Raw genomic sequence first — 26607 nt, forward strand, 5'->3', positions numbered from 1 at the left:
CGGAACGCGGGGCGGATCCTTTTGAAGATCCGGGGCACGGTTTCGACGTTGTGCGCGAAGACTTCGGGGGCGGAGTCGCAGATCGCCTTGATGTGGTCGGGGTTGCCGGAGAAGTCGGGGATGAGCAGTTCCACGCCGGTGCCGGGGTTCAGTTCGTGGATTTTGCGGACGGTTTCGGCGTAGAGCCAGACGCCTTCGTCTTCGAGGTCGTCGCGGGCCACGCCGGTGACGGTGGCGTAGCGCAGCTGCATGGACTGTACGGAGCGGGCCACCTTGGTGGGTTCGAACATGTCCACGGGGGAGGGTTTGCCGGTGTCGATCTGGCAGAAGTCGCAGCGGCGGGTGCATTCGGAGCCGCCGATCAGGAAGGTGGCTTCCTTGTCTTCCCAGCATTCGAAGATGTTGGGGCAGCCGGCTTCTTCGCAGACGGTGTGCAGGCCTTCTTTTTTGACCAGGTTCTTCAGCCCGACGAACTCCGGGCCCATCTGGACCTTGGCCTTGATCCACTCCGGCTTGCGCTCCACCGGGACCGCAGCGTTGCGCTGCTCGATCCGCAGCATCTTCCGGCCTTCAGGTGCCAATGTCACAGTAGAGCTCCTTCAGGGCTCGAAACCAATGCTTCTTCGTGCTTGCGGAATTCCTCCACGAACCGCTCCGCGATGTCCGCGGGATGGATCTCCCTGCCCGTTTCAAGGGACATGGTGGTGACTCCGGCGTCAGTGATGCCGCAGGCGATGATCTGGCCGTAGGGCGCCAGGTCATTGCTGCAGTTGATGGCGACGCCGTGCATGGCGACGCCGTTCAGGACGCGGATGCCGATAGCCGCGATCTTGCGGTCGGGGCCCTTGGAATCGGCCTTGATCCATACGCCGGCGCGGCCTTTGATGCGTTCAGCCCTGATGCCGTAGTCCGCCATGACGGTGATCATGATTTCTTCCAGCCGCTCCACATAGTCCCTGATCCCTGAGCGGTTCTTCAGCTTCAGGATGGGGTAGGCAACCAGCTGGCCGGGGCCGTGCCAGGTCAGTTTGCCGCCGCGGTCCACTGCGACGACCGGCGTACCGTCAAAGGGCCGCTCGTGGTCCTCGGTAAGCTTGCCGGCCGTATATACAGCGGCGTGCTCCAAAAGAAGGACTGTGCTGGGCGCACTTCCGGCGACAACTTTGTCATGGAGTTCGCGCTGGGCATCCCAGCCTTCCATGTAATCAACGAAGTCGGGGGCAAGACCCAGCTGTGAAAACTCAAGAGTCATGGCATCCAGCTTAGACCCCGCAGCCGCGCCGGCCCGGTTTAGTGTCCAAGCTCACCGGCCCTGCTCTTTGTGACTGCAACCGCGAGGGCTGTGGATAACTTCTGCAGGCCGGACGGAACTCGGCTAGACATGGACCATGGACGATGCACAGGCACCCGACGTACCCGGCTACGACGTCGGCAGGCTGCTGGGCCGCGGCGGCAGCGCGGACGTGTGGCTGGCCAGGGAACAACGGACGGGACAGGAATACGCCCTCAAGTGCTTCCGGGCCGCCGGGAGCGGGACGCGCAGCAGCCCGGGCATCACCGAGGAGGAGGTGCGGCGGGAGATCCGCATCCTGTCAGTCCTGGACCACCAGCACCTGATCCGGGCCCACGACGCGGTCCAGGGGACGGAACCGGGCAGTGGTACGTCACTGACCATGGATTATGCTGCCGGCGGTTCCCTGGCCCAGTTGGTGTCCGCCCGCGGCAGGCTCAGCGTGGGGGAGACTGTCACGGTATTGACGCCGATCGCCCAGGCCTTGGCGTACCTGCACGGCAAAGGCTTCACGCATTCCGACGTCTCGCCCGGAAACGTGCTCTTCACCGGGCAGGGAAAACCGATGCTGTCCGATCTCGGCGTCGCCCGGAGGCTCGGGGACCCGGGCGGCGCCGGCACCGCGGGAACGGGCGGATTCCTTGATCCCGCCCCGGTGGACGCGGTCCGTGCCGGCCTGCAGCCCGAACGCGATGTGTACTCGGTGGCTGCCCTTGGGTGGTACTGCCTCACAGGTGAAGCGCCGGGACGCACGGCCGACCGTCCGCCGTTGTCCCTGGTGGTTCCCGGGGTTCCCAAAGACCTCGCGGCCGCCCTGGAAGCAGGCCTGAACGATGAGCGGCGCCTGCGCCCGGACGCGCTGGCGCTGGCCACGGCCGTCTACCGCAGCGCCGAACCGCAGCCCGTGGATCTTTCCGACGCGGTCCACCCCACTGTCCTGCCTGAGCTGTTGACGCGACGGCACGTTCCCGCCGGGTCAAAGCGCAGCGCACTGCGAACGAAAGCCCAGGGCCTGCGACGCCGGGCGGCCACATCCCGCTGGTCCGCACGGCCGGGAGCGGCAACAACGACAACCGCGCCGGCCAGGGGAAAGCACGTGGACGGGCCCGTTGGTGGGCAGAGGCGGCGGGTGCTGCTGCGCTCCGCCATGCCGCTGATTGCCGCAGTGGCGGCAGTGGCGTGGTGGCTGTCGGCGACCGCAGGGGATGGCACGTGGCTTCAAGGTGCCGCCCAGGGGCTGCCGTCAACATCTGCGCCGTCAGCAAGTGCAGGTGCGGGTGCGGAGGCCGATTCAGGCGGCGGTAATGGGCTTCCCGTGCCCGTGGACGCCGCACGGCGGCGGGCCGCAGCAGCTGATCCGGTGGAAGCCGTGCAGGGGCTGGCGGCGCTTCGCGACTATGCCTTCAGCAGCGGGGGCGTGGAACTGCTGGCCGAGGTGAATGCCCCCGGGTCGGCCGCCGCCGCGGCTGACCAGCGCGTCGCCGGCCAGTTTGCCGGATCCGGCCAGCGCCTCACCGGGTTCACCACCACGCTTTCCGAGATCGCCGCCGAAGATGGGGGCACCGAAGCCCATGCCGTGGTGCGGGCTGTATCCGCTGCCTCCGGGTACCGGATGGTGGACGCCGGAGACGCAGTAGTCGCCACTGGGGCACCCACCAGGCCGCAGCTGCTTCGGCTGGTGCTGATCTCCGTGGAAGGCCGGTGGCTGGTAGCCGACATCCTTCCGGGCCCATGAACCGGCACTCCGGGCCGGAGTCCCCGGCAGGGCTAGCCGGCGCTGGTCCCTCCAGCCACCCAGCGGGCAGCATCTGCCAGGTGCCCGTGCTGCCACGTGAACCCAGCGGCGGTCAGGACCGCCGGCTCCATCCGCTGGCTGTACAGCAGCAGTTCTTCGCCCAGGCCGGGCATCACGGTGCGCAGCACGGGGGCAGGTACCCGCAGGACGGCGGGGCGGTGCAGCGCGTGGGCCAGCGCTGCCACGATGGTATTGACGTCCGCCTGTTCAGGGGCGGCCAGGTTGACCGGGCCGGAGACCGGGGAGCCCAGGAGGAACAGGAAAGCGGCCGAGACATCGGGCAGTGTCACCCAGGGCCAGAACTGCCGGCCGTTTCCAAACGGTCCGCCCACGCCCAGGCGCAGCAGCGGAAGCAGCTTGCCCAATGCGCCGCCTGAGCGGCTGAACACCACCCCGGTCCGGGGCGTCACCACCCGCACTCCCGGCGGCGCCATCAGGGCGGCCTGCTCCCACTCAATGCAGATTTGCGGGAGTGTCCCCTCACCTGCCGCCGCATCTTCCCGCAGCACCGTATTGCCCGCATCGCCGTAATAGCCCGAACCGGACTGGCTGATGAAGGTGGCCGGTGGCGTATCAGCCCGTGCCATGGCCTGCACCAGGGTCCTGGTTGGTCCCAGGCGGGAACTGAAAAGTTCCTCCACCCGCCTGCGCGTCCATGGCCTGTCGCCGATTCCCGCTCCAGAGAGGTTGACGACGGCGTCAGCACCCGAGAGTGCGCCCGGATCCAGGACGCCGGCCGCAGGGTCCCAGCGGACTTCGGCGGCGCTGGCAGGGGGCCGGCGGACCAGCGTCACCACCGAATGGCCGGCATTGCGGAATGCCGCGGACATGGAAGTGCCGATTAGCCCCGAGGCGCCGGCCATGACGATGTGCATGGTCCATCTCACCACGGCGGCGCGGGTTGTGTATCTCCCGCGGGGCGGGTGGGGGGTTGACTATGATCGAACGATGACCTCTTCGAGCTACTTCCGTTTCCCGCATTTGCACGGCGATCTGGTCACTTTCGTGGCCGAGGATGACGTGTGGATCGCGCCCCTGGACGGCGGCCGTGCCTGGCGTGTTTCCTCGCTCCAGCTTCCGGCCCGCAACCCGCGTTTCACCCCGGACGGCAAGCGCCTGGTGTGGACCGTGGTCCAGGGAACGGCGCCGGAGGTTGTGTCCGCACAGGTGGACGGCGGCGGGTACCGGCAGCTCACCTACTTTGGCCACAGCACCACCAAGGTCAAGGGATTCACCACCGGTGGTTCCGTGGTGGTCACCAGTGCCTTCCGCCAGGCTGAAAGCCGGCACACCCACGCCTACAGCGTTCCGCTCGAGGGCGGCTGGGCCCAGGAGCTCCCGTACGGGCCTGTGGAGTCGGTTGCCTTCGGTCCCGAGGTAGGCGACGAACGCCCTGTGGTGCTGGCCAGCGTGCTCTCCCGTGAGCCGGCGTGGTGGAAGCGCTACCGCGGCGGAACGGCCGGAAAGTTGTGGATCGACCGCGACGGCAACGGCGAGTTCGAACGCCTGCTGCCGGACCTCGACGGCAACCTCACTGATCCGTTGTGGGTGGAGGGCCGGATCGCCTTCCTGTCAGACCACGAGGGCTACGGCAACCTGTATTCGGTGCTTCCCAGCGGCAAGGACCTGCGCCGGCACACCGACCACCAGGACTTCTATGTCCGGCATGCAGCCACGGACGGCAAGCGGGTGATCTTCGAATCCGCAGGCGAACTCTGGGTCCTCCACGACCTTGCCGCAGACGCGGTCAAGCTCGACATCACCCTCGGCTCCGCCTCACAGACCCGCCGCCCCGCATTGCTCGACGCCGTCAAGCACCTGGGCGCGGTGGCACCGGACATTGCGGGTGCCGCCAGTGCGGTGGAGTCCCACGGCACCATCCACTGGCTGCGGCACAAGGACGGTCCGTCCCGCATCATCGAGGCCACCCCGGGCGTCCGGGGCCGGCTGCCCAGGCCGCTGGGGGACGGCCGCATTGCCTACATCGCCGACCACGACGGTGTGGAAGCACTGCAGATCAAGGACATCGCCGCACCCGTCCCGCACACTGCCGGGAAGGGGGACGCGCAGAACAACACCCCGACTGCTGCGGCCAACGCTTCCCCGGAGGCGGCAGCAACCGGCGGGGAGGACGCGGAAGCGGTCAGCCTTCCCCAGCCTGTTCCGGCGTCCGGCGCCAAGGCGCCGACGGCCGCCACGGTCCACGTTCCCTCCGACGACGAGCAGCAGGCGGACGTGGCTCCACAGGCCGCAGCACCCGTGGCTGACGCCCAGGCAACCACGGCGGAGCCAGGCATCACCGTCCCGACGCCGTCCCGGGCCAGTTCCCTGGAGGCAAGCCCCAACGGCCACTGGGTTGCCCTCGGGACCTCCTTTGGTGACGTGTTCGTCGTGGACACCCGCAGCGGAGACCTCACACAGGTCGCCAGCATCGGGGAAGGCAGTATCTCGGAACTGGCCTGGTCCGCCGATTCCCGCTGGCTGGCATGGTCGGAGCCTGTCACCTCTTTCGGTTCGCGCAGCCGGCTGCGACTGGCCACCGTGGACCGGCTCGACGCCGAACCCGTGGATGTCACCGACGGCCGCTTCCGCGACGCCTCCCCGGCCTTCACGCCGGACGGCAAATTCCTTGCCTTCCTGTCCAACCGCAGCTTCGACCCCGTGTACGACGGGCATTCGTTCGACCTTTCCTTCCCCAGCCCCATCAAGCCGTACCTGGTGGCACTGACGGCTGAGACGCCGTCGCCCTTTGGCCCTTCGGTTGATCCCGCGGGCGGGGAACCGGACGCCGGCGCGGACGCAAAATCCACGGACGCAGACGAGGCCGGGGACAATGCCGTGCCTGCCGTCGTGGTGGACGCGGAGGGCCTGGCCCACCGCGTGATCGGCGTTCCCGTGCCGCAGGGCAACTACAGCTCGCTGAAGGCCGTTGACGGTGCACTCCTCTGGCTCGACTCCGTCCTGGCGGGCGTCACCGGCGACGGAAAGGCCAGCCAGGAGGACAAGGACGCCCGTCCCAGCCTTGTCCGGTACGACATCGCCCGGCGCAAGCAGGCAACCCTGGTGGACTCCGTGGACAGCTACCGCCTCTCCGGCGACCGCAGCAAAGTGGTGATCGTTGCCGACAAGCAGGTGACCGTGGTTCCGTCGGATGCCAAGGCGGATGAGGAATCCGGCAAGGTGGTCAAGGTGGACCTGGGCCGGATCCGTGTCCTGATGGATCCGCTGAGCGTCTGGGGACAGGCGTTCGACGAGGCCTGGCGCCTGCAGCGCGACTTCTTCTGGACCGAGGACATGGCCGGCCAGGACTGGGAGTCCATCCACACCCGGTACCGGCCCCTGGTGGAACGGCTGGGGTCCCACGACGACCTGGTGGACCTGCTGTGGGAACTGCACGGCGAACTGGGAACCTCCCACGCCTACGTGCGCCCCGCCGCCGTCACCGAACGCGGCAGCCGCGGACAAGGCAGGCTCGGCGCCGACCTCACGCACACCGCCCGCGGCTGGGAGATCACCCGCATCCTGGCGGGCGAGTCCTCTGACCCGCTGGCCACCTCCCCGCTTACCAGGCCGGGCGTCGGCGCCAAGGCGGGGGACATCCTGCTGGCCGTCGACGGCGTCCCGCTGTCCGAAAACGTCACACCCGCCATGCAGCTGGTCGGGGCTGCCGGCCGCGCCGTGGAGCTTACCCTCCTCAACGGGCCCGGGCATGGCGGTGCTGAAGGCACCCAGCGCCGGGTCGCCGTCGTGCCTGTCAAGGATGAGGAGCGCCTGCGGTACCAGGAATGGGTGGCGGGCAACCGGCGGACCGTCCGGGAGGCGTCGAACGGAACCTTCGGCTACCTGCACATTCCGGACATGATGGCCAACGGCTGGGCCCAGCTGCACCGGGACCTGGACACGGAAACCGCGTTCGATGGCCTGATCGTCGACGTGCGCCGCAACCGTGGGGGACACACCTCGCAGCTTGTCGCTGAACTCATCGGCCGCAAGGTGACGGGATGGAGCATGCCGCGCGGGGAGAAGCCACGCACCTACCCGCACCACGCGCCGAGGGGGCCTGTGATCATCCTTGCGGACGAATTTGCCGGGTCCGACGGCGACATCATCACCCAGGTCTCGAAACTGCGCGGCATCGGCCCGGTGATCGGAACGCGCACCTGGGGCGGTGTTGTTGGAATCGACAACCGCTTCACGCTGGCGGACGGCACTGGCGTCACCCAGCCCCGCTACGCAAACTGGTTCAGCGGCGGCGTGGGCTGGAGTGTGGAAAACTACGGCGTTGATCCGGACATCGAGGTGACCTACCCGCCGCACGCCTACGCTGCCGGACGGGATCCCCAGCTGGAGTACGGCATCGGCGCGCTGAAGGAAATGATCCAGGAACTGCCCACTGACCGGCCTCCGGCCCGCTCGGGCTACCGGAAACTGTTGCCTGCTCCGCTGCCGGCCCGCCGGCACGACGGCTGACCTCACCGGCAACAACAAAGGCCCTGCCCTTCCGGAATCCCGGAAGGGCAGGGCCTTTGGCGTTGTGCGGGGCCGTGCGGCCTAGGCCTGCAGCGTGGCGTCGAGGGTGATTTCGATGCCGGCCAGGGCCTGGGACACCGGGCAGCCCTTCTTGGCGGCCTCGGCAATGCGCTGGAAGTCTTCTTCCGAGATGCCGGGGATACGGGCGTTGAGGGTCAGGTGGCTGCCGGTGATGCCGGTTCCGGGCTGGAAGCCAACTTCCGACTTGGTGTTGACCTCTTCCGGCGTGAAGCCCGCCTGGCTGAGTTCGTGGCTGAAGGCCATGGAGAAGCAAGCCGAGTGGGCGGCTGCGATCAGCTCTTCCGGGCTGGTCTTTCCGCCGGCAGCCTCCGTGCGCGCCTTCCAGGTGACATCGAAGGTCCCCAGGCCGGAGCTGTCCAGGGTGGTGTTCCCCGAGCCCTCGGTCAGGCTTCCGGTCCATACGGTGTGGGCGTTGCGTGTTGTAGCCATGTCTCTCCTCAACGTCGATTCGGTCCGGGTCCGGCAGCATGGCCGGGCCCACCGTTTCCCATCCTAGGGATCCGGCACGTGCCATGCACGGATAATCCGCTCTCAGAGGATTATGACCGGCGGTCCGGACGGGGCGGTTACTGCCAGATCGTGGCGATGGCGATGTTGACCAGGGCCAGGCCGCCGACGCCGTGCGCGAGTCCGGTGGAGACCGGCTCACCCTTCTTGACCTTGCGGGATCCAATCACAGCCAGGACGGCAACCACAATGGCGATAACGAACTTGATGCCCAGCTTGGCGTAGTTGGGGTCCTTGTCCGGCAGGAACGGAAGGATGCCCATCATGGCGATGCCGGTGAGCAGCTGCAGGAAAGCGCCATCACGCTGGCGCGGGTGCACGGTGGGGGTCCGCATCGTGGCGATCCAGTAGCCCACGATCATGGCCGCGCCCACCACATGGAGGAAAACCAGGATGTTAAAGAGGATAGTCATGGCTCCAGCTTAGCCAGTCAGTTCTACAGCCCGTAGCAAAGCCACGCTGTCCACCCGTGCCGGGTGCCGGTTAAACAACGACGGCGGCGCGCACCGCCGGTGGTTATTCCACCGATGGCACCCGCCGCCGTCGTTCGTGGCTGGCTGTTACAGCCCCAGGTCCGCTTCGAAGGCGCCTTCTTCGAGGCGTGCCTTCAGGGTCTGGAGGAACCGGCCCGCGTCCGCGCCGTCCACCAGGCGGTGGTCGTACGTCAGCGACAGGTACATCATGGAGCGGATGGCGATCGAGTCATCACCGTTTTCGTCGGCAACCACAACGGGGCGCTTGACGATCGCGCCGGTGCCCAGGATGCCAACCTGCGGCTGGTTGATGATCGGGGTGTCGAACAGTGCGCCCACCGAACCGATGTTGGTGATGCTGAACGTGCCGCCGGACAGTTCGTCCGGACCGATCTTGCCGTCGCGGGTGCGCGAAGCAACATCGGCAATCTTGCCTGCCAGTCCGGCGAGGTTCAGGTTGCCGGCGTCGGAGATGACCGGGACCAGCAGGCCCTTATCGGTGTCGACGGCGATCGCCAGGTGCTCGGCGTTGTGGTAGGTGATTTCCTGCTTGTCCTCGTCGTATGCAGCGTTGAGCTTGGGGTGCTGCTTGAGGGCCTCGGCCACTGCCTTGGCGATGAACGGCAGGAAGGTCAGCTTGGTGCCGTTCTGTGCCTGGAACGAGTTCTTCGCACGGGCGCGCAGCTTGGCGACCTTGGTCATATCCACTTCGTGCACCTGCGTGAGCTGCGTGGAGACCTCGAGGGACTCGCGCATGCGGCGGGCGATGACCTGGCGGATACGCGGAGCCTTCTGGGTGGTTCCGCGCAGCGACGAGGCTGCTGCACCCGACGCGGCCGGGGCAGAAGCGGCAGGGGCTGCTGCCGGAGCCGCGGCCGGGGCAGCCTTGGCTTCGGCGGCGGCAATGACATCCTGCTTGCGGATGCGGCCGCCAACGCCGGTGCCGGACAGTGAGGAGATGTCCACGCCGTGCTGGTTTGCCAGCTTGCGGACCAGGGGAGTGACGTAGCCGGATTCAGAACCTGCAGCCGGCGCGGCTTCCTGGGCTGCCGGGGCAGCCTGCGGGGCGGGCGCCGGAGCTGCGGCGGGGGCCGGTGCCGCCGCCGGAGCGGGGGCTTCCTGCTTGGGAGCTTCCTGCTTGGGAGCCTCCTGCTTGGGAGCTTCCTGCTTGGGGGCTTCCTGCTGGGGAGCGGCGGGCGCAGCCTGCGGAGCCGCGGCAGCGGCAGCGGGGGCGCCGGAGCCGATAACGGCAAGTACGGAACCAACCTCGGCGGTCTCGTCCTCGTTGACCCGGATTTCCTGCAGCGTGCCGGCAACGGGGGAGGGGATCTCGGTGTCAACCTTGTCGGTGGAAACCTCGAGCAGGGGCTCGTCGACCTCGACGGAGTCGCCTACGGCCTTGAGCCAGCGGGTGACGGTGCCTTCGGTGACGCTCTCACCCAGTGCGGGGAGGGTTACTTCGTGGCTTTCGCCGCCGGCAGCCGGAGCTTCCTGGGCGGGCGCTTCCTGGGCAGGTGCTTCCTGTGCGGGCGCTGCTTCAGCGGGGGCTTCCTGTGCGGGAGCCTCCTGTGCCGGAGCGGCCGCGGGAGCTTCTTCGGCCGGGGCGGAACCGCCGCCGGAGCCGTCACCGATGCGGACCAGCGGTGCGCCTACCTCGGCGGTCTCATCTTCAGCGACCAGGATTTCTTCAATCACGCCAGCTACAGGAGAGGGGATTTCAGTGTCTACTTTGTCGGTGGAGACTTCGAGCAGCGGCTCGTCCACCTCTACCCGGTCACCTACCTGCTTAAGCCAGCGGGTGACGGTTCCTTCGGTGACACTCTCACCGAGGGCGGGCAAGTTAACGGATTCAGACATGTCGTCCCCGTTCTCCTTATTGATCTTTAGTGCGAATGATTGCTGCCTTGTTGGAAGCCTAGTGCACCCGGTCTGCGCGACCGGGTGCACCAGGCCTGGTAATGCTGGTGGGAACTAGCCGTGCAGCGGCTTGCCGGCCAGCGCCAGGTGCGCTTCGCCGAGGGCTTCGTTCTGGGTGGGGTGGGCGTGCAGCAACTGCGCCACATCCTCGGGGTATGCTTCCCAGTTCACGATCAGCTGGGCCTCGCCCACCTGCTCGCCCATGCGGGCGCCGATCATGTGGACGCCCACCACGGGGCCGTCCTTCTGGCGGACCAGCTTGACCAGGCCGGAGGTGCCCAGGATGGAGCTCTTGCCGTTGCCGGCCAGGTTGTATTCCTGGGTCTGGACCTGGTCGTCGCCGAACTTTTCCTTGGCAGCCTTCTCGGTGTAGCCAACGGTGGCGATTTCGGGCTCGGAGTAGGTGACCTTGGGGATGTTGATGTCCTCGACCACAACAGGCTTCAGGCCGGCGATTTCCTCGGCCACGAAGATGCCCTGCTGGTAGCCGCGGTGGGCCAGCTGCACGCCGGGGACGATGTCGCCGACGGCGTAGATGTTGCCGACGCCGGTGTGGAGGCGCTCGTTGGTAATGACGAAGCCGCGGTCGATGGTGACGCCGGCTTCCTCGTAGCCCAGGTTGGCCGTGACGGGGCCGCGGCCGACGGCGACGAGCAGCAGGTCTGCTTCGAACGTCTTGCCGTCCACCAGGGTGACCTTGACGCCGTCGTCGTTCTGCTCCACGCCCTGGAAGAAGACGCCGGTGGAGAACTTGATGCCGCGCTTCTTGAAGGCACGCTCGAAGTTCTTGATGATGGTGGCGTCCTCGTTGGGAACGAGGGAGGGCAGGCCTTCAACGATGGTGACGTCCACGCCGAACGACTTCCAGACCGAGGCGAATTCGACGCCGATGACGCCGCCGCCCAGGATGATGGCGCTCTTGGGGATGTAGTCCATGGTCAGCGCCTGGTCGGAGGTGATGACCTTGCCGCCGATTTCGAGGCCCGGAAGGGTGCGCGAGTAGGAGCCGGTGGCCAGGACGATGTTCTTGCCCTTGTAGGCGGTGCCGTTCACCACGACGGTGTCGGTGCCCTGGAGCTTGCCTTCACCCTCGATGACGGTGATGCCCTTGGACTTGATGAGACCCTGCAGGCCCTTGTACTTGCCGGCGATGATGCCGTCCTTGTACGCGTTGACGGCGTTGATGTCGATGCCGTCGAGGGTGACGTTCACGCCGTACTTGGCGGAATCACGGGCGTGGTCGGCCAGCTCTGCGGAGTGCAGCAGGGCCTTGGTGGGGATGCAGCCGTTGTGGAGGCAGGTGCCGCCCAGCTTGCCCTTCTCCACGAGGCCGACGGTGAGGCCGAGCTGTACCGCACGCAGCGCTGCAGCGTATCCGCCGCTGCCGCCACCGAGTACCAGGATGTCGAATTCTTGCGCAGTTGCCTGATCGGCCACTAAAACGCTCCCTCGCGTGAACGATGACGCGATCAGCGCGCATCATCTGGTCTTGGAACTTGCACTGCCGTGATTATGTCAGCAGGGCAACTCTCTTGCATTTGTGACTACCGTGGTTCACCTTAGCGAACCACCTATCCATGCTCCACCTTGGCGCTGCGTTTGTGGAGCGCTTGTGTCCAGTGTCACGCGGCTCTGTGGCACAGGAATCACCTGGCCGCAGAGCCGCGTGGCACCGGGGCTGCAGCCGTTCTCAGGCGGCGGCCAGGATGTCCTCCACGTAGGCCACCAGGGTACGGACGGTGCATCCGGTGCCCTGCTTGTGCGTGTAGCCGTACGGGCTGCCGTTGTTAAAGGACGGTCCTGCAATGTCGATGTGCGCCCAGGGGATCTGTTCGCCTGCCTTGTCCTTACCCACGAATTCGCGCAGGAACACGGCTGCGGTCATCATGCCGCCATGCCGTTCGCCGATGTTGGCCAGGTCTGCCACCTGGGAATCGAGGGTGGGGCGCAGTTCCTCCGGCAGGGGCATGGGCCACACCAGTTCACCGGCACGGTCAGCCGCTGCCTTGAGCGCCCCCGTGACGCTGTCCGAGCCCATGACTCCCGCGGTGCGGTTCCCCAGCGCGATCAGCTGCGCGCCGGTGAGGGTGGCGACGTCGATGATCGCGTCAGGGTATTCGCGGCTGGCAGCGACGATGCCGTCCGCCATGACCAGCCGGCCTTCCGCATCGGTGTTGAGCACCTCCACCGTCTTGCCGCCGAACATGGTCAGTACGTCCGCGGGGCGTGAGGCGCCGCCGCCGGGCATGTTCTCGGCGATGCACAGCCAGGCGGTCGCCTTGACCGGCAGGCCCAGGCCGGCGAGGGCCAGGACAGTGTTAAGGACGACGGCGGCGCCCGCCATGTCGCTCTTCATGTCACCCATGTTCAGGGCAGGCTTGAGCGAGATTCCGCCGGTGTCGAACGTGATGCCCTTGCCGACGAGGGCGATCTTGGCGGTGGCCTTGGCGGGGGCGTACTCGACCTTGACCAGGCGGGGCTGGCGCGTGGAGCCCTTGCCCACGCCCATGATTCCGCCGAAGCCTTCCTTCTCAAGGCGCTTCTCATCCCAGACCGTCACCTTGACGGGCAGGCCCTTGGCCAGTTCCTTGGCGGCCTCCGCGAAAGATTCCGGGTAGAGGTGGCTGGGCGGCGTGTTGACGAGGGAGCGGGTGTGGTTCACGGCCTTGGCAACGTGCCCGGCACGCTTGAGGGCCGCGTCCAGGTCCGCGCTGGCCGCCAGTTCGGTGAAAATCACGGCGTTGCGGACAGGATCCTTCAGCCCGTCAGTCGAGGAACGGAACTCGGTGAAGGAATAGGCGCCCAGTGCGGCACCTTCCGCGACCGCCGCGACGTCCTGCACCCCGGCGGTGGGGAATGCCAGGGTAACCGTGGCCAGGCCGGCCAGCTGCCGGACGGCGGACCCCGCTGCCCGGCGGAGCGACTCGCCCGTGAGCGTTCCGGCGGCGGGAACCTTGCCGACGCCGGCGAGGACCAGGATGCCTGCCCCGGTTTCGGGCAGGCCCGGCAGGCGGACCAGCTGGTCGGCAGCACCGGTCACCCCAAGTGCCTTGAGCGAGTCCGCGAGTGCCTCCGCGGACTTCGCCGTCAACGGGTTGTCCAGAAGGACCGGGCCATCGGCTCCCTGCCCCACCCCGATGACCACTGCGTCGCTGGGGCTCTTCTTAAGGTCCCGCGAGACGGTACTAAGGTTGACTTCAGTATTCTTGACCACAGGGATGAGTCCTCAATTCTCGAAATGTTCGGGCAGGGATGCATGTTGGGCGCTCTGCCATGGTGGCCCGGATCCGGCCGTTCCGGACGGTCCCGGGGTGGATGCAAGCCCGCCTGGCAGGCCAGTTCCGATCGTAGCCCTTACGCGGTGCCGCCGGAGAATTTCCTGAGAGGTGCGCCACACCTGCCGGCGGAATGCCCGGTGCGCCTGCCGCGTTATGAATGATGTCCACCCGCACCCCTGAAAGGAACATGCCGTGCTTGAACGGATTTCCGGCTCCCTGCTGGACCCCGACGCGCTCTATGCCAGCAACATTGAGCTGTTCCACAGCCCTGAACTCCAGGGGCTGAACATGGTCATGGGTTTCACCGGGTTTGCCGACGCCGGCCACGTGGTGAAGCAGATCAACGCCGAACTGCTGGACTCCCTCGACGCGCAGCCCGTTGCGGTCTTCGACGCGGACCAGCTGATCGACTACCGGTCCCGGCGGCCGCACCTGAGCTTTGTCGAAGACCACATCCAGGACTACCAGGAGCCCCGGCTGGCCCTCTACCGGCTGGTGGATGGCCTGGGGAAGCCCTTCCTCCTCCTGGCCGGCTTCGAACCCGACCTGCAGTGGGAACGGTTCGCCCGCGCCGTCGTGAACATCGTGGAGAAGCTCGACGTCAACCTGGTCACCTGGATCCACTCCATTCCCATGCCCGTGCCGCACACCCGCCCGGTAGGCGTGACCGTGCACGGAAACCGGCCCGAGCTGATCGAAGGCATCTCCGTCTGGAAGCCCACCGTTGAAGTTCCTGCCGCTGTGGGCCACATCCTGGAACTCCGCCTTGTTGAGGCGGGACGCAATGTTGCCGGATACGTCATCCATGTCCCGCACTACCTGGCCGAAGCCGAGTACCCCACCGCCGCCGTCGCCGGTTTGGAATACCTGGGCGCTGCGACGTCCCTCATGCTGCCCACTGACCGGCTCCGCGAATCGGGCCGCGAGGTCAGCCGCCAGATCGCCGAACAGATCGAGGCGTCCGAGGAAGTCCAGCAGGTGGTTTCCCGCCTCGAAACCCGGTACGACGAGAAGGCGGACGGCATGGTGCGCAGGTCGCTGCTGGCCAACGAGAACGACGAGCTTCCCGACGCCGACGACCTCGGTGCCGCCGTGGAGGCCTACCTGGCCAGGGAGAACCCCGGGCAGTAGCGCGGCGTCACAGCATCCGGGGTGCGCGCACGCGCCGGGCATAATGAAGTGGTGACTGCACCCCGCGCCTGGCTTATCTGGACCATTGGAATTTTCGGGTACCTGGTGGCCGTGGCGCAGCGGACCTCATTCGGCGTGGTGGGACTCGAGGCCACGGAGCGGTTCCACGCCAGCGCGTCCGCCATCTCCTTCTTTACCGTCCTGCAGCTGCTGGTCTACGCCGGTCTCCAGATCCCCGTGGGCCTGCTGGTGGACAGATTCGGATCGCGGGCCATGATCGCCGGCGGCGCGGTCCTGATGGGACTCGGGCAGCTGCAGTTGGCCTTTGCCGACAGCATTCCGGGGGGCGTCCTGGGCCGCGTCCTGGTGGGAGCCGGAGATGCCATGACCTTCATCTCCGTGATCCGGCTCATTCCGCTGTGGTTCGCTCCCGCCCGCGTTCCCCTGGTCACCCAGCTGACCGGCATGTCCGGCCAGTTGGGGCAGCTGTTCAGTGTCCTGCCCTTCGCGCTGGTCCTGCATCTCTCCGGCTGGACCCCTGCGTTCCTGATGCTGGCGGGGATGTCCGCCCTCGCCGTCGTACTGGTCGTCCTGCTGCTGCAGGACGCTCCGCCGGGCACCGAAAGGCCGCACGCGCGGCAGGGCCTCCGGGCCACCGGAGCGTCGCTGGCCCGTGCGTGGCGCCAGCCCGGCACCCGCCTGGGCATGTGGAGCCACTTCACCATCCAGTTTTCCGGCACCGTGTTTGCCATGACCTGGGGCTATCCGTTCCTGATCTCCGGCCAGGGCCTGGACGCCGGAACCGTCGCCGCCCTCATGGCGCTCTACGTCGCTGCCGCCATGGCGGTGGGCCCCTTCATTGGGCGCTTCGTTTCGCGGCACCCGCTGCGGCGTTCCACTATGGTCCTGCTGATCGCCGGCGGCACCGCCGCAGCCTGGGCCGCCGTGCTGCTGTTGCCCGGCCGCGCTCCGCTGTGGCTGCTGGCCGGCCTGGTGGTGGTGCTGGCAATCGGCGGCCCGGGATCGATGATCGGCTTCGACTTCGCCCGGACCTTCAACCCGGCGCACCGGATCGGCACCGCCACCGGGATCGTCAACGTCGGCGGCTTCATCGCGGCACTGGTGTCCATATTCCTGATCGGCCTGGTGCTCGACGTCCTCTACGCCTCCGGCTTCTCGCAGGGGGTGCTGTACGGACTGGATCCCTTCCGGTTGGCATTGAGCGTCCAGTTCCTGCTCCTGGCTTTTGGTGCCGCCGCCATCCTGGCCTGCCGGCGGAAGGTACGGCGGCAGATGGCCGACCAGGGGATCGTGGTGCCGCCACTGCGCAGCGCCCTGGCCCGGCAGCGCCGGGAAAGCCTGGCGCGCCGCCGCCAGACAACGCCTACGGACGACTGACTGCTCCTGCACAGGCCGGGTTTTGACCGCCCGGGGGCAGACTTGTCCACTTACGCGGGGAATCGCCTTACGGAAGGCCGGAGTCCGGGCGAAAGCTGGAGCCATGACAGCTTCAGAACGATTAACAGTCCGCGGTCCGGAAGACATCCTTGGCTTCATCCCACACTCACTGGGATATTGGCCCGTCTCCAGCCTGGTAGCCATGACGCTGCACGGCACCAGGCTCGGCGCCACGCTGCGGCTCGACCTTCCCGGACGGGACATCCAGGCAGCCCCGGCCGGGTTCGCCCGCGCCGTCCGCGGCTACCTTGAGGCAGACCGGGACGCTGACGGCTCGTTGCTGGCCGTTTTCACCAGCGACGCCCGGATGGTTCGGCCGTCCGCCTACGACCACCTGATCTCCGCGGTGCAGTCGGCCCTTGCCGACGGTGGAATGCCCGTGCGCGATGCCTGGTTTGTGGGAGACCGCTACTGGCGCGACGCGTCATGCACCGATCCTTCGTGCTGCCCGGTTCCTGGGCGCCCCGTACAGCAGATCAGGGACAGCCTGCTGAACGCTGAGATGGTGTACCGGGGCAGCAGCGTTGGCCCGGCTCCCCGGACAGGCCGCGGCCCGGCGACGGCGGTCCCCGCCATGCATCTGGCCGCCGTCCTTGAGGCACAGGCCACCTGGGAGGAGGAGCTTGGCGGCAGGTCCGGATGCAGGGCACAGTTCAGTGCCGTGCTCGACTTCTGGGAACTGCTGCTGGACCGGTCCCAGGCAGGGCCGTGGGTGCCCGACGTTGAGCGCGACGCATTCCTGCGTGCCACGCTGCTCTGTCCCACCTGGCGCGATGCTGTGCTGGTCATGGCAGCGGCCGGCCGCAGCGCTGCGGAAGCCGGAGCCGAACAGTTTGGAGTCCTTCAGGATGCGGGTGCGGACGGCGGCGCAGCCGCAGTGGTGCCGCTGCCTCTGTTGCCTCCGGTGAACTTCCCGGGCCGCCGGGCACCCGGGAACGGCATGCGGGACGAACCTGCCGGCACGCCTGACCCGGCTGCCGTACCCCGGCGGTTGCACCTGGTGCAGGGCGCCCGGGGCACTTCCGGCCCCACGCCAGCCGGATACGGCGAGGTCCTGATGGGCCTGGCGCCGGACGTTCCCGACTGGGAGTGCCTGGACGCGCTGGACCGGGTCCTTGGGCAATTGGCTGTGCTGGGCGGCCGTCCGGCCGTTGCCGCGCTGACCCTTCAGGGCTGGGTTTCATGGTGCCGGGGCCGCGGATCCTATTCGGCCGGCTATCTGGGCCAGGCCCTTGAACTTGAACCGGACTACCGGCTTGCTGAGCTGTTGCTGGACCTCGTGGGCAGGGGAACACTGTGCGGCTGGGCTGCGCGGAAGGATGCTGCATGGCAGAAGTTCCGGGAGGAAAGCCCGGAGGAAGGTGCGGGGGAGCAGGCTGGCGGGTAGGAGGCCCTGGACGCGGAGGGCAGGCGCAGGCGGAGGTCTGGACACAAGCCAGGCTTTGGCGGCCCATGGCGTGTCAGCGGGAACGGATAACGGCCGGGGAGGCCCGATCCGGGCAAATCATGAGACAATGGATGCCGAGACCCGGTTGGGTCCGTGTATCGAGTGCTTGTAACCGTCCCCGCGAGGGAACATTACAGCCGCTTCGGGAGTTGTCTTAAGTGACTCTGCCGGCCGTGGTGGCGCTTGGTTTTCATCACGGACTTGACAGGGTCATAGTGGTGTTGCCCGTATGGTGATTCCACAGACCACCGCTAGAAAGGTTTTCTGTGACCCCGTCTTCCACGAAGAAGGATTCCGCCGCCCAGGACGTCTTGTCCCCTGAGGAGAAGCAGGCCGCGACCAACGCCAAGCGGGCAGCCACGCGGGCTGCCAACAAGGCTTCGGCCGGCGAGGCTGGAGCGGACGGCAAGCGCGAGCCCAAGAAGCGTGGGCCCAAGCCCGGCGCCAAGGCTGCAGCAGCGGCCGCTGGAAAGTCCGGTGACGTTGACACGGACGAGGTCGAAGAAGTTGAGGAAGACCTCGACGACATCGTCCTCGAAGGTGCGGACGCAGTTGAGGATGCCGACGCTGAACCCGTCAAGGGTGCCGCCGGCAGCGGCAAGGGCTTCGTCTACTCCGACGCCGACGACGATGACGCCCCGGTGCAGCAGGTCATGTCCGCCGGTGCCACCGCTGACCCCGTCAAGGACTACCTGAAGCAGATCGGCAAGGTGGCACTGCTCAACGCGGAGCAGGAAGTGGACCTGGCGCTGCGGATCGAAGCCGGGCTGTTTGCCGAGGAGAAGATCGCCGCTGACGACGGATCCATGGATCCCAAGTACAAGCGGGAGCTCGAGTTCATCATCCACGACGGCAAGCGCGCCAAGAACCACCTGCTGGAGGCCAACCTGCGCCTGGTGGTCTCGCTGGCCAAGCGCTACACCGGCCGCGGCATGCTCTTCCTGGACCTGATCCAGGAAGGCAACCTTGGCCTGATCCGCGCCGTGGAGAAGTTCGACTACACCAAGGGCTTCAAGTTCTCCACCTACGCCACGTGGTGGATCCGCCAGGCCATTACCCGCGCCATGGCCGACCAGGCCCGCACCATCCGTATCCCGGTGCACATGGTTGAGGTCATTAACAAGCTGGCACGTGTCCAGCGCCAGATGCTGCAGGACCTGGGCCGCGAACCCACGCCCGAGGAGCTGGCACTGGAACTGGACATGACCCCGGAAAAGGTTGTCGAAGTCCAGAAGTACGGCCGCGAACCGATTTCGCTCCACACCCCCCTCGGTGAGGACGGCGATTCCGAGTTCGGTGACCTGATCGAGGACTCTGAGGCCGTTGTCCCGGCCGATGCCGTGAGCTTCACGCTCCTGCAGGAGCAGCTGCACTCGGTGCTGGATACCCTTTCCGAGCGCGAGGCCGGCGTCGTCGCCATGCGGTTCGGCCTGACGGATGGACAGCCGAAGACTTTAGACGAAATCGGAAAGGTCTACGGCGTCACCCGCGAGCGGATCCGCCAGATCGAATCGAAGACCATGTCCAAGCTCCGCCACCCGTCCAGGTCGCAGGTGCTGCGGGACTACCTGGACTAAACCCTTCGCAGGGCCGAACAGGGGCCGTCCCGGATCCACTGAAAAGTGGGTCCGGGACGGCCCCTGTTAGTTTTAGGTTCTGTCGTCTCCGGGCTGGCACGCGGTCCTGTTGCGCTATGGGCCGGCCCAGTCCAGCTCTGCGTCCTTAAACGCCTGCGGGACCCTTCCGTGTGGAAGAGTCCCGCAGGGTTCGTTGTTACCGATGCCTCATCTAGTCGATTTCAACGGCAGCTTTCTCGTGAAGCTTTCCCGTCTCGTCGTGCCAGTCGGAGCTCAACGGCTTGAGCGTCGCCTCGACTGCACGGGCGTGGTGGCCGCAGAACAACAGCTCACCGCCGGAGGACTCGAGTACAACCCGGACATATGCCTGAGCTCCGCAACGGTCGCACCGGTCCAGTGCATTCAGCGTGCGGTCTGCCACTGCTGTTGTCATATCGGCCTCCTTAGTAGATCAGTACATCTATATAACCAGCATTCGTATCCAAACCATCGCAAGGATGGGGCAAGTTCGCTGTGCGCGTATCCGCAAGGTTCCGTCAAGAACTGCCCAGTTCCGCCCGTCACCAAGGCCCGTGGCGTGCCGCACACCCGCCCGCGGGTGTGGCAGACGGCTGTGGCCGCTGCCGCCGACTATTCTGGAAGGTGCGGTCCCAGCGCCGCGTCGACGTCCCTGAAGGAGTTCATCACCAGTGGCACCCAGCTCTGAGTACACCGCCCGGCACCTCTCCGTCCTGGAAGGCCTTGAAGCCGTCCGCAAGCGCCCGGGCATGTACATCGGTTCGACCGACTCGCGCGGCCTCATGCACTGCCTCTGGGAAATCATCGACAACTCCGTGGACGAGGCCCTGGCCGGATTCGGCCACGACATCCGCATCATCCTCCACGCGGACAACTCCGTGGAAATCCACGACGACGGCCGCGGCATCCCCATCGACAAGGAGCCCAAGACGGGCCTCACCGGCGTCGAAGTGGTGTTCACCAAGCTCCACGCCGGCGGCAAGTTCGGCGGCGGCTCCTACACCGCGTCCGGCGGCCTGCACGGCGTGGGCGCCTCAGTGGTCAACGCCCTGTCCTCGCGGCTGGACGTCGAGGTGGACCGGGGTGGCAAGACGTACCGCATGTCCTTTCGCCGCGGCGAACCCGGCCGCTTCAAGGACACCGGTTCCCGCCTCGACCCGGCAGCACCGTTCACGCCGTTCGTCAACGACTCCGTCCTGGACGTGGTGGGGAAGGCCAAGCGCGGCGTCACCGGGACCAGGATCCGCTACTGGGCGGACCGGCAGATCTTCACCCCAGACGCCAAGTTCTCCTACGAGGACCTCGTTGCCCGTGCCCGCCAGACCTCCTTCCTGGTGCCCGGCCTCAAGCTCACCGTGCGGGACGAGCGCAAGGTCCCCGGAACCCCGGGCGAGGCCGGCCCCCACGAAGAGGTCTTCCACCACGACGGCGGCATTTCCGAATTCGTCGAGTTCCTCGCCGCGGACCCGGCCGTCACCGACGTCTGGCGGCTGCACGGCGCAGGAAAGTTCAAGGAAACGGTCCCGGTCCTTGACGAACGCGGCCACAGCCAGCTGGCCGAGGTGGAGCGCGACTGCGAGGTGGACGTGGCGCTCCGCTGGGGGATCGGCTACGACAGCACCGTGCGGAGCTTCGTTAACATCATCGCCACCCCGAAGGGCGGAACGCACCAGTCAGGGTTCGAACAGGCCCTGATCAAGACCTTCCGCAAAGCCGTGGAGGCCAATGCCCGCAAGCTCAAGGCCGGCAACGACAAGATCGAAAAAGACGACATCTTCGCCGGCCTGACCGCCGTGCTGACCGTCCGGCTCGCCGAACCCCAGTTCGAGGGCCAGACCAAGGAGATCCTGGGCACCAGCGCCGTACGCGCCATCGTGGCCAAGGTGGTGGAGCGCGAAATCTCCGCCAAACTGTCCTCCAGCAACCGGAACGACAAAGCCCAGTCGGCACTGCTGCTGGAAAAGATCGTCAACGAGATGAAGTCCCGCATCTCGGCCCGCGTGCACAAGGAGACCCAACGGCGCAAGAACGCGCTGGAAACCTCCTCGATGCCCACCAAGCTCGCTGACTGCCGGACGGACGACGTCGAACGTTCCGAACTCTTCATCGTGGAAGGCGACTCCGCGCTGGGCACGGCCAAGCTGGCGCGCTCTTCCGACTTCCAGGCCCTGCTGCCCATCCGCGGCAAGATCCTCAACGTCCAAAAGGCCTCGGTGGGGGACATGCTCTCCAACGCCGAGTGCGCGGCCCTGATCCAGGTGGTCGGGGCAGGCTCCGGCCGCAGCTTCGACATCAGCGCAGCGCGCTACGGCAAGGTCATCCTCATGACCGACGCCGACGTGGACGGTGCCCACATCCGGACGCTGCTGCTGACCCTCTTCTTCCGGTACATGCGGCCCATGATCCTCGAAGGCAGGGTGTTCGCCGCGGTCCCTCCGCTGCACCGGGTGGAAGTCATCAACGCCGGGCAGAAGGCCAACGAGATGATCTACACCTACTCCGAGGCCGAGCTCCACGTGCTCCTGGCCCGCCTGGCCAAGGAAGGCAAGCGGTACAAGGAACCGATCCAGCGCTACAAGGGCCTGGGGGAGATGGACGCCGAGCAGCTGGCCGAGACCACCATGGATCCGCGGCACCGCACCCTGCGCAAGGTGGGAATCGAAAACGCCCAGCAGGCCGAAGAGATCTTCGACCTGCTGATGGGCTCGGACGTTTCCCCGCGCAAGGACTTCATCATTGCCGGCGCATCCAGCCTGGACCGGGAGCGCATCGACGCCTGACCGCCGGCGGCGTCAGTCTGTGGCCGGGCAGGTGTGTGCGGCCGGCTTCAGCCGAGCAGCCCGGGGACCACAAGCAGTGCGGTGGGCAGCGCCAGGAGCAGCGCGCAGCCGGCCATGACCGCACTGCGGACGGCCGCCGGAAGCTGGGGCTGCGGCGTCAGGAGGCGGCTGACCCTGGAGGCTGCGGTCCGGACGGCGTCCGAGCCCGGGCCGCCCGATGCTGCCTCAAGCCCGGACAGGGCCAGCGTGGGGGAGGACGGCCGGATGTCCGTGGTGCCCGCATTGCCTGCAGAGCCGCTGGCCACAATGGCGATGGCCTTGATCAGGGTCGCTTTGCTCTCGGTCCGGAGCGCGACGTCGTCGGCCAGCATTTCGATCAGCGAATTCACCGACTCCTGCGCCAGCCGGGTGGTGGGCAGCCACGGAAGCGCCTGCCGCCAGGCCGCGAAGGCCCAGAGCAGCAGGTGGTGCCGCTGGCTCAGGTGGGCGTTTTCGTGGATCAGGACGGCACGCAGTTCGGCCGGTTCAAGTGCCGCCATCAGGCCGTCCGACAGGACGGTCACCGAGCGTGCGCCGCCCGGAAGGCAGTAGGCCACAGGGGAATCGTGGTTGATGACGAGCGTTCCCGCGCCCTGGGCCGAGGGCGAGGCCAGGAGGGCGAGCAGTTCCCGGTGCCGGCGCCGCTGCCGCTGGATTTTGTAATACGTCAGCAGCAGCGTGAAGACCAGGTGGGCCGTGAGCAGTGCGGCAGCGGACAGGGCAAAGATGTGCCAGAACCCCAGTGCCGTGGTGGGGGCATTGAAAAGCACCATGCCGGCAAGGGCGCGCAGCCCCGCGATGAGGTTGTCACCAACAGGTTCCAGGCCGTAGACCAGCATGGCGCCGATCATGGAAAGCCCACCTGCGAGCGCGATTGCCTGCCACAGCAGCATGGCCGTGAAGGGCGACCTGGCCGGCCACTGGGCCCGTGACAGGAAAATTGGCACCGGCCAGGCCAGGATTATCGCAAGGACCGCCAGCAGGTATGAGGCCCAGAACATGGTGTGTTAGAGGTGACCCAGCAGTTTGCGCAGCGTCTCGGCTTCACCTTCGGAGACAGACCCGATGAAGCGGGCCAGGACGGCCTCGCGGTCCGGGGCTGACCCAAGGACCTCATGCATTAGCTCGGCGGTGTGGTCAGCACGGCTGGACACTGCCTGGTACCGGTGCGGGCGGGTTCCGCGTTCGCGCTCAACCAGCCCTTTCTTCTCCAGGCGGGAAAGTACGGTAAGCACCGTCGTGACGGCCAGTTCCTTGCCTTCGTGGCCCGGACCGCCCTGTGCAGCCGACGTGCGCGCCAGCTGGTCCCTCAGGGTATTGGCCGTAGCCGCTTCCTGGCCCGCCCAGAGCAGGTCCATCACTGCCCGTTCCAGTTCACCAAGACTAGCCATTTCACTTTTCCTTTATTTCCCCGCACCGTGCGCCGTGAGGCGCCCGGTGACGACACGCGGTTGTTCAACTACACAACTAAATTTACCCCGAAACCGCCGAACCTTCTACATCGGGTAGAACATCTGGCGCGCCGCGTCCCGGTGGGCGATCCTTAGGGAGGGTGATCGGTTTTCGCCCGCCGTCGACCTTGTTCTACACTTTGTAGAAGTTACAGTTCTACGAAGCGTAGAAAACAGCATTGGCTAACAGTAGGGACTGCCATGGACGCCTTGGAAATCGCACGCTGGCAATTCGGTATCACCACGGTCTACCACTTCATGATGGTGCCGCTGACCATTGGCCTGGGCCTGGTGGTCGCCGTGATCCAGACGGCCTGGTACCGCACCGGCAAGCCCGAGTACCTGCGCATGACCAAGTTCTGGGGAAAGCTGTTCCTCATCAACTTCATCATGGGCGTTGCCACGGGCATCGTGCAGGAGTTCCAGTTCGGCATGGCCTGGAGCGAGTACAGCCGCTTCGTCGGTGACGTCTTCGGCGCACCGCTGGCCCTCGAGGCCCTCCTCGCCTTCTTTGTCGAGTCCACCTTCCTGGGCCTCTGGATCTTCGGCTGGAAGCAGCTCAAGCCCGCCATCCACCTGGCCTGCCTCTGGGTGGCCGTCATAGGATCAGCACTTTCCGCCTACTTCATCATCGTGGCCAACAGCTGGATGCAGCACCCGGTGGGCGTGGAAATGATCAACGGCCGGCCCGTCATGACCGACGCCTGGGCAGTATTCACCAACAACACCGCCCTCGTCGCCGTCCCGCACACCCTGTTCGGTGCTCTCGCCGTGGCAGGCGGATTCCTCCTGGGCATTGCCTGGTACCACCTGTGGCGCAGGCGGCACGACGGCATTGACACCGTGGCCGCCGACGGCCGCGTCATCCCCGGTGAAGACGCCCGCATCCCCGGCCGCGACCGCACCGACCACAGCGTGTGGATCCGGTCCCTGCGCATCGGCGCCGTGGTGGCCATGATCTCCTTCGCCGGCACCGCGGTCACCGGTGACCTGCAGGGCAAGCTCATGTTCCAGCAGCAGCCCATGAAGATGGCCGCCGCGGAGGCCGCCTGCCACGACGGCACCGGGTTCTCCGTCCTGAGCATCGGCAACGTGGGATCCAAGAACTGCGACGACGTGGTGGCCGTGATCGAAGTCCCCGGCATCCTGTCCTTCCTGGCCAAGGGCGACTTCACCACCGAGGTCCAGGGCGTCAACAGCCTGCTGCCCGAGTACAAGGCCAACTACGGAACCCACCTGCCGGACAATCCCATCTACGGCGAACGCGCCGGCCAGGAAATCCAGTACGTCCCCGTCATGGAAGTCACTTACTGGGGCTTCCGGATGATGATCGGCTTCGGCGGACTCGCCGCCCTGGCGGCACTGGTGGCACTCTGGCTCACCCGCAAGGGGACGGTGCCCGAAGCACGGTGGCTCATGCGGCTGGCCGTGTTCGGCATCCTGGCACCCTTCGGCGCCAACGCCGCCGGCTGGATCTTCACCGAGATGGGCCGCCAGCCGTTCGTGGTTGCGCCCAACCCGGATCCCAGCGGCATTGACCAGGTGTTCATGTTCACCGCAGCCGCCGTGTCACCGGGTGTCTCCGCAGGGGAACTGATCGCCTCCCTGGTGGCCCTGACCGCCGTGTACGCCGTCCTGCTGGTGGTGGAAGTGAAACTGCTGGTCAAGTACATCCGCGGCGGCGTGGTCTCCGCGATGCCGGAACTCGCCCATGCACCCGCGGACGAAAACGAGGACCAGACGCCCGGCCCAGGCGGCAACGGGGACACCAAGCCCGCCGACGACGTCCTGGCCTTCGCCTACTAACCGCATCCGGCTCCAAAGACCGAGCAGAGGAAACACAATGGAACTGCTGCCCACCATCTGGTTCATCGCCATCGCGGTGCTGTGGACCGGCTACCTCTTCCTCGAAGGCTTCGACCTGGGCGTCGGGATGCTGATGAAGCTCTTCGCCCGCAACAACACCGAACGCCGCGTGCTCCTGAACACCATCGGGCCCGTCTGGGACGGCAACGAGGTGTGGCTGCTGACTGCAGGCGGTGCCACCTTCGCCGCCTTCCCGCTCTGGTACGCGTCCTTGTTCTCCGCGCTCTACCTGCCGCTGCTGGTGGTCCTGCTGGCCCTGATCTTCCGTGCCGTGGCGTTTGAATACCGCGGCAAGGTGGACACCGACAGCTGGCGGAACCGGTGGGACTGGGCCATCGCGCTGGGTTCCTTCTTCGCAGCCTTCGGCGTGGGGGCTGCCCTGGCCCTCACCACCACCGGCCTGCCGCTGAACGCCAACGGCGACCGCGAGGGCGGCCCCCTGGCCTGGTTCAGCGGCTACGCCCTCCTTGGCGGCGTGGCGGTGGTGGGGTTCTCGCTCCTGCACGCCCTGGCCTTCCTGGCCCTCAAGACCGACGGGGACGTCCGGCACCGGGCCCGCCAGTGGTTCGTGCGGCTCCTGCCGGTCCTGCTCCTGCCCATCGCGGCATGGGCACTCGCCATCCAGTTCATGGACGGGAAGCCCTGGACCTGGGCCGCCGTCATCCTGGCCGTTGCCGCCGCCGTCACTGCCTGGCTGCTGGCACGGAGGGGTTCTGAAGGCAGGGCCTTCCTGGCACTGGGAGCCTTCCTGGTGCTGGGCACTACCGCCATCTTCGGTGCCGTGTTCCCCGTGGTGCTGCCCTCCACGCTGGACAGCGCCTTCGACCTCACCATCTCCAACGCATCCTCCTCGGACTACACCCTGGGCCTGATGAGCATTGTGGCGGCATTCGGCCTTCCCCTGGTGATTGCGTACCAGGCATGGACCTACTGGGTGTTCCGCCGCCGGGTGAGCGCCGCGCACATCCCGGAAGCCCACAGCTTCCTCCCGGCGGTCGCCGCCAGGGCCTTCACCACCAAGGGCTGAC

Annotated in this window: 20 protein-coding genes; 9 read left to right on the forward strand and 11 right to left on the reverse strand. The window is 66.8% G+C overall.

Annotated features, from left to right (window positions below; all coding sequences use genetic code 11):
- A partial coding sequence (locus tag AB0280_RS00005) for a lipoyl synthase (protein ID WP_366365963.1) occupies window positions 1-587 on the reverse strand: 587 nt, incomplete at its 3' end.
- Window positions 584-1261 carry a lipoyl(octanoyl) transferase LipB gene (lipB, locus tag AB0280_RS00010; RefSeq protein ID WP_366366231.1) on the reverse strand — a complete coding sequence of 226 codons (678 nt, stop codon included), beginning with the start codon at window positions 1259-1261 and terminating at the stop codon, window positions 584-586. The genes AB0280_RS00005 and lipB, both read right to left, overlap by 4 nt.
- 127 nt (window positions 1262-1388) lie before the next feature.
- Here lipB and AB0280_RS00015 point away from each other — a divergent pair, with 127 nt between their 5' ends.
- A complete protein-coding gene (locus AB0280_RS00015; protein WP_366365964.1) occupies window positions 1389-3026 on the forward strand; it encodes a serine/threonine-protein kinase in 1638 nt (545 codons plus the stop codon).
- A 32-nt stretch (window positions 3027-3058) separates the two neighbouring features.
- Here the strand turns inward: AB0280_RS00015 and AB0280_RS00020 are convergent, their stop codons facing one another.
- Window positions 3059-3961, reverse strand: a complete 903-nt coding sequence (locus tag AB0280_RS00020) for a TIGR01777 family oxidoreductase (RefSeq protein ID WP_366365965.1) — start codon at window positions 3959-3961, stop codon at window positions 3059-3061.
- 73 nt (window positions 3962-4034) lie between these two features.
- Here AB0280_RS00020 and AB0280_RS00025 point away from each other — a divergent pair, with 73 nt between their 5' ends.
- Window positions 4035-7556, forward strand: a complete 3522-nt coding sequence (locus AB0280_RS00025) for a S41 family peptidase (RefSeq protein WP_366365966.1) — start codon at window positions 4035-4037, stop codon at window positions 7554-7556.
- An 81-nt stretch (window positions 7557-7637) separates the two neighbouring features.
- Here the strand turns inward: AB0280_RS00025 and AB0280_RS00030 are convergent, their stop codons facing one another.
- The 5 genes from AB0280_RS00030 to AB0280_RS00050 all read right to left on the reverse strand — a co-directional run bounded on the left by AB0280_RS00030 (window position 7638) and on the right by AB0280_RS00050 (window position 13748).
- Complete coding sequence (locus AB0280_RS00030) at window positions 7638-8066, reverse strand: OsmC family protein (protein ID WP_018761077.1); 429 nt, start codon at window positions 8064-8066, stop codon at window positions 7638-7640.
- 137 nt (window positions 8067-8203) lie between these two features.
- Window positions 8204-8557: a hypothetical protein gene (locus AB0280_RS00035; protein WP_224025693.1), complete on the reverse strand. Its 354-nt coding sequence runs from the start codon at window positions 8555-8557 to the stop codon at window positions 8204-8206.
- Window positions 8558-8704: 147 nt separating this feature from the next.
- Complete coding sequence (gene sucB, locus AB0280_RS00040) at window positions 8705-10474, reverse strand: 2-oxoglutarate dehydrogenase, E2 component, dihydrolipoamide succinyltransferase (RefSeq protein ID WP_366365967.1); 1770 nt, start codon at window positions 10472-10474, stop codon at window positions 8705-8707.
- A gap of 114 nt (window positions 10475-10588) precedes the next feature.
- Window positions 10589-11971, reverse strand: coding sequence for a dihydrolipoyl dehydrogenase (gene lpdA, locus AB0280_RS00045; RefSeq protein WP_159632198.1), 1383 nt, complete (start codon window positions 11969-11971; stop codon window positions 10589-10591).
- 253 nt (window positions 11972-12224) lie between these two features.
- Window positions 12225-13748 carry a leucyl aminopeptidase gene (locus AB0280_RS00050; RefSeq protein ID WP_366365968.1) on the reverse strand — a complete coding sequence of 508 codons (1524 nt, stop codon included), beginning with the start codon at window positions 13746-13748 and terminating at the stop codon, window positions 12225-12227.
- 256 nt (window positions 13749-14004) lie between these two features.
- Here AB0280_RS00050 and AB0280_RS00055 point away from each other — a divergent pair, with 256 nt between their 5' ends.
- The 4 genes from AB0280_RS00055 (at window position 14005) to AB0280_RS00070 (ending at window position 19425) form a co-directional block, all read left to right on the forward strand.
- On the forward strand, window positions 14005-14943 hold the full coding sequence (locus tag AB0280_RS00055) for a proteasome assembly chaperone family protein (RefSeq protein ID WP_224025697.1): 939 nt from the start codon (window positions 14005-14007) through the stop codon (window positions 14941-14943).
- Between the two features lie 51 nt (window positions 14944-14994).
- On the forward strand, window positions 14995-16341 hold the full coding sequence (locus tag AB0280_RS00060; protein WP_159632195.1) for an MFS transporter: 1347 nt from the start codon (window positions 14995-14997) through the stop codon (window positions 16339-16341).
- Between the two features lie 103 nt (window positions 16342-16444).
- Window positions 16445-17788 (forward strand): DUF4192 domain-containing protein, encoded by a 1344-nt coding sequence (locus AB0280_RS00065; RefSeq protein ID WP_366365969.1) that lies wholly within the window; start codon window positions 16445-16447, stop codon window positions 17786-17788.
- Between the two features lie 326 nt (window positions 17789-18114).
- Window positions 18115-19425 (forward strand): RNA polymerase sigma factor, encoded by a 1311-nt coding sequence (locus AB0280_RS00070; protein WP_159632193.1) that lies wholly within the window; start codon window positions 18115-18117, stop codon window positions 19423-19425.
- A 211-nt stretch (window positions 19426-19636) separates the two neighbouring features.
- Here AB0280_RS00070 and AB0280_RS00075 read toward each other — a convergent pair whose 3' ends face one another.
- Entirely contained in the window at window positions 19637-19858 is a 222-nt protein-coding gene (locus tag AB0280_RS00075; protein WP_013600696.1) for a DUF7455 domain-containing protein, read from the reverse strand.
- Window positions 19859-20114: 256 nt separating this feature from the next.
- Here AB0280_RS00075 and AB0280_RS00080 point away from each other — a divergent pair, with 256 nt between their 5' ends.
- A complete protein-coding gene (locus AB0280_RS00080) occupies window positions 20115-22223 on the forward strand; it encodes a DNA gyrase/topoisomerase IV subunit B (protein ID WP_159632192.1) in 2109 nt (702 codons plus the stop codon).
- Between the two features lie 47 nt (window positions 22224-22270).
- Here AB0280_RS00080 and AB0280_RS00085 read toward each other — a convergent pair whose 3' ends face one another.
- Both AB0280_RS00085 and AB0280_RS00090 read right to left on the reverse strand, forming a co-directional pair.
- Window positions 22271-23263: a M56 family metallopeptidase gene (locus AB0280_RS00085; protein WP_366365970.1), complete on the reverse strand. Its 993-nt coding sequence runs from the start codon at window positions 23261-23263 to the stop codon at window positions 22271-22273.
- 6 nt (window positions 23264-23269) lie between these two features.
- A complete protein-coding gene (locus AB0280_RS00090; protein ID WP_018769682.1) occupies window positions 23270-23653 on the reverse strand; it encodes a BlaI/MecI/CopY family transcriptional regulator in 384 nt (127 codons plus the stop codon).
- A gap of 261 nt (window positions 23654-23914) precedes the next feature.
- Here AB0280_RS00090 and AB0280_RS00095 point away from each other — a divergent pair, with 261 nt between their 5' ends.
- Together AB0280_RS00095 and cydB are read left to right on the forward strand one after the other, a co-directional pair.
- On the forward strand, window positions 23915-25519 hold the full coding sequence (locus tag AB0280_RS00095; protein ID WP_366365971.1) for a cytochrome ubiquinol oxidase subunit I: 1605 nt from the start codon (window positions 23915-23917) through the stop codon (window positions 25517-25519).
- Between the two features lie 37 nt (window positions 25520-25556).
- Window positions 25557-26606, forward strand: coding sequence for a cytochrome d ubiquinol oxidase subunit II (cydB, locus tag AB0280_RS00100; RefSeq protein WP_366365972.1), 1050 nt, complete (start codon window positions 25557-25559; stop codon window positions 26604-26606).
- Window position 26607: the final 1 nt, after the last annotated feature.

This window comes from Pseudarthrobacter sp. 902506025 (assembly GCF_040702325.1).
In the GTDB taxonomy this organism is placed as follows: Bacteria; Actinomycetota; Actinomycetes; order Actinomycetales; family Micrococcaceae; genus Arthrobacter.

What these genes read in the sequence shown, in the direction of transcription:
- AB0280_RS00015 (WP_366365964.1), top strand. Translation starts at nt 1,389, where the DNA reads ATGGACGATGCACAGGCACCCGACGTACCCGGCTACGACGTCGGCAGG.
- AB0280_RS00020 (WP_366365965.1), bottom strand. Translation starts at nt 3,961, where the DNA reads ATGCACATCGTCATGGCCGGCGCCTCGGGGCTAATCGGCACTTCCATG.
- AB0280_RS00025 (WP_366365966.1), top strand. Translation starts at nt 4,035, where the DNA reads ATGACCTCTTCGAGCTACTTCCGTTTCCCGCATTTGCACGGCGATCTG.
- AB0280_RS00030 (WP_018761077.1), bottom strand. Translation starts at nt 8,066, where the DNA reads ATGGCTACAACACGCAACGCCCACACCGTATGGACCGGAAGCCTGACC.
- AB0280_RS00035 (WP_224025693.1), bottom strand. Translation starts at nt 8,557, where the DNA reads ATGACTATCCTCTTTAACATCCTGGTTTTCCTCCATGTGGTGGGCGCG.
- sucB (WP_366365967.1), bottom strand. Translation starts at nt 10,474, where the DNA reads ATGTCTGAATCCGTTAACTTGCCCGCCCTCGGTGAGAGTGTCACCGAA.
- AB0280_RS00065 (WP_366365969.1), top strand. Translation starts at nt 16,445, where the DNA reads ATGACAGCTTCAGAACGATTAACAGTCCGCGGTCCGGAAGACATCCTT.
- AB0280_RS00075 (WP_013600696.1), bottom strand. Translation starts at nt 19,858, where the DNA reads ATGACAACAGCAGTGGCAGACCGCACGCTGAATGCACTGGACCGGTGC.
- AB0280_RS00085 (WP_366365970.1), bottom strand. Translation starts at nt 23,263, where the DNA reads ATGTTCTGGGCCTCATACCTGCTGGCGGTCCTTGCGATAATCCTGGCC.
- AB0280_RS00090 (WP_018769682.1), bottom strand. Translation starts at nt 23,653, where the DNA reads ATGGCTAGTCTTGGTGAACTGGAACGGGCAGTGATGGACCTGCTCTGG.
- AB0280_RS00095 (WP_366365971.1), top strand. Translation starts at nt 23,915, where the DNA reads ATGGACGCCTTGGAAATCGCACGCTGGCAATTCGGTATCACCACGGTC.
- cydB (WP_366365972.1), top strand. Translation starts at nt 25,557, where the DNA reads ATGGAACTGCTGCCCACCATCTGGTTCATCGCCATCGCGGTGCTGTGG.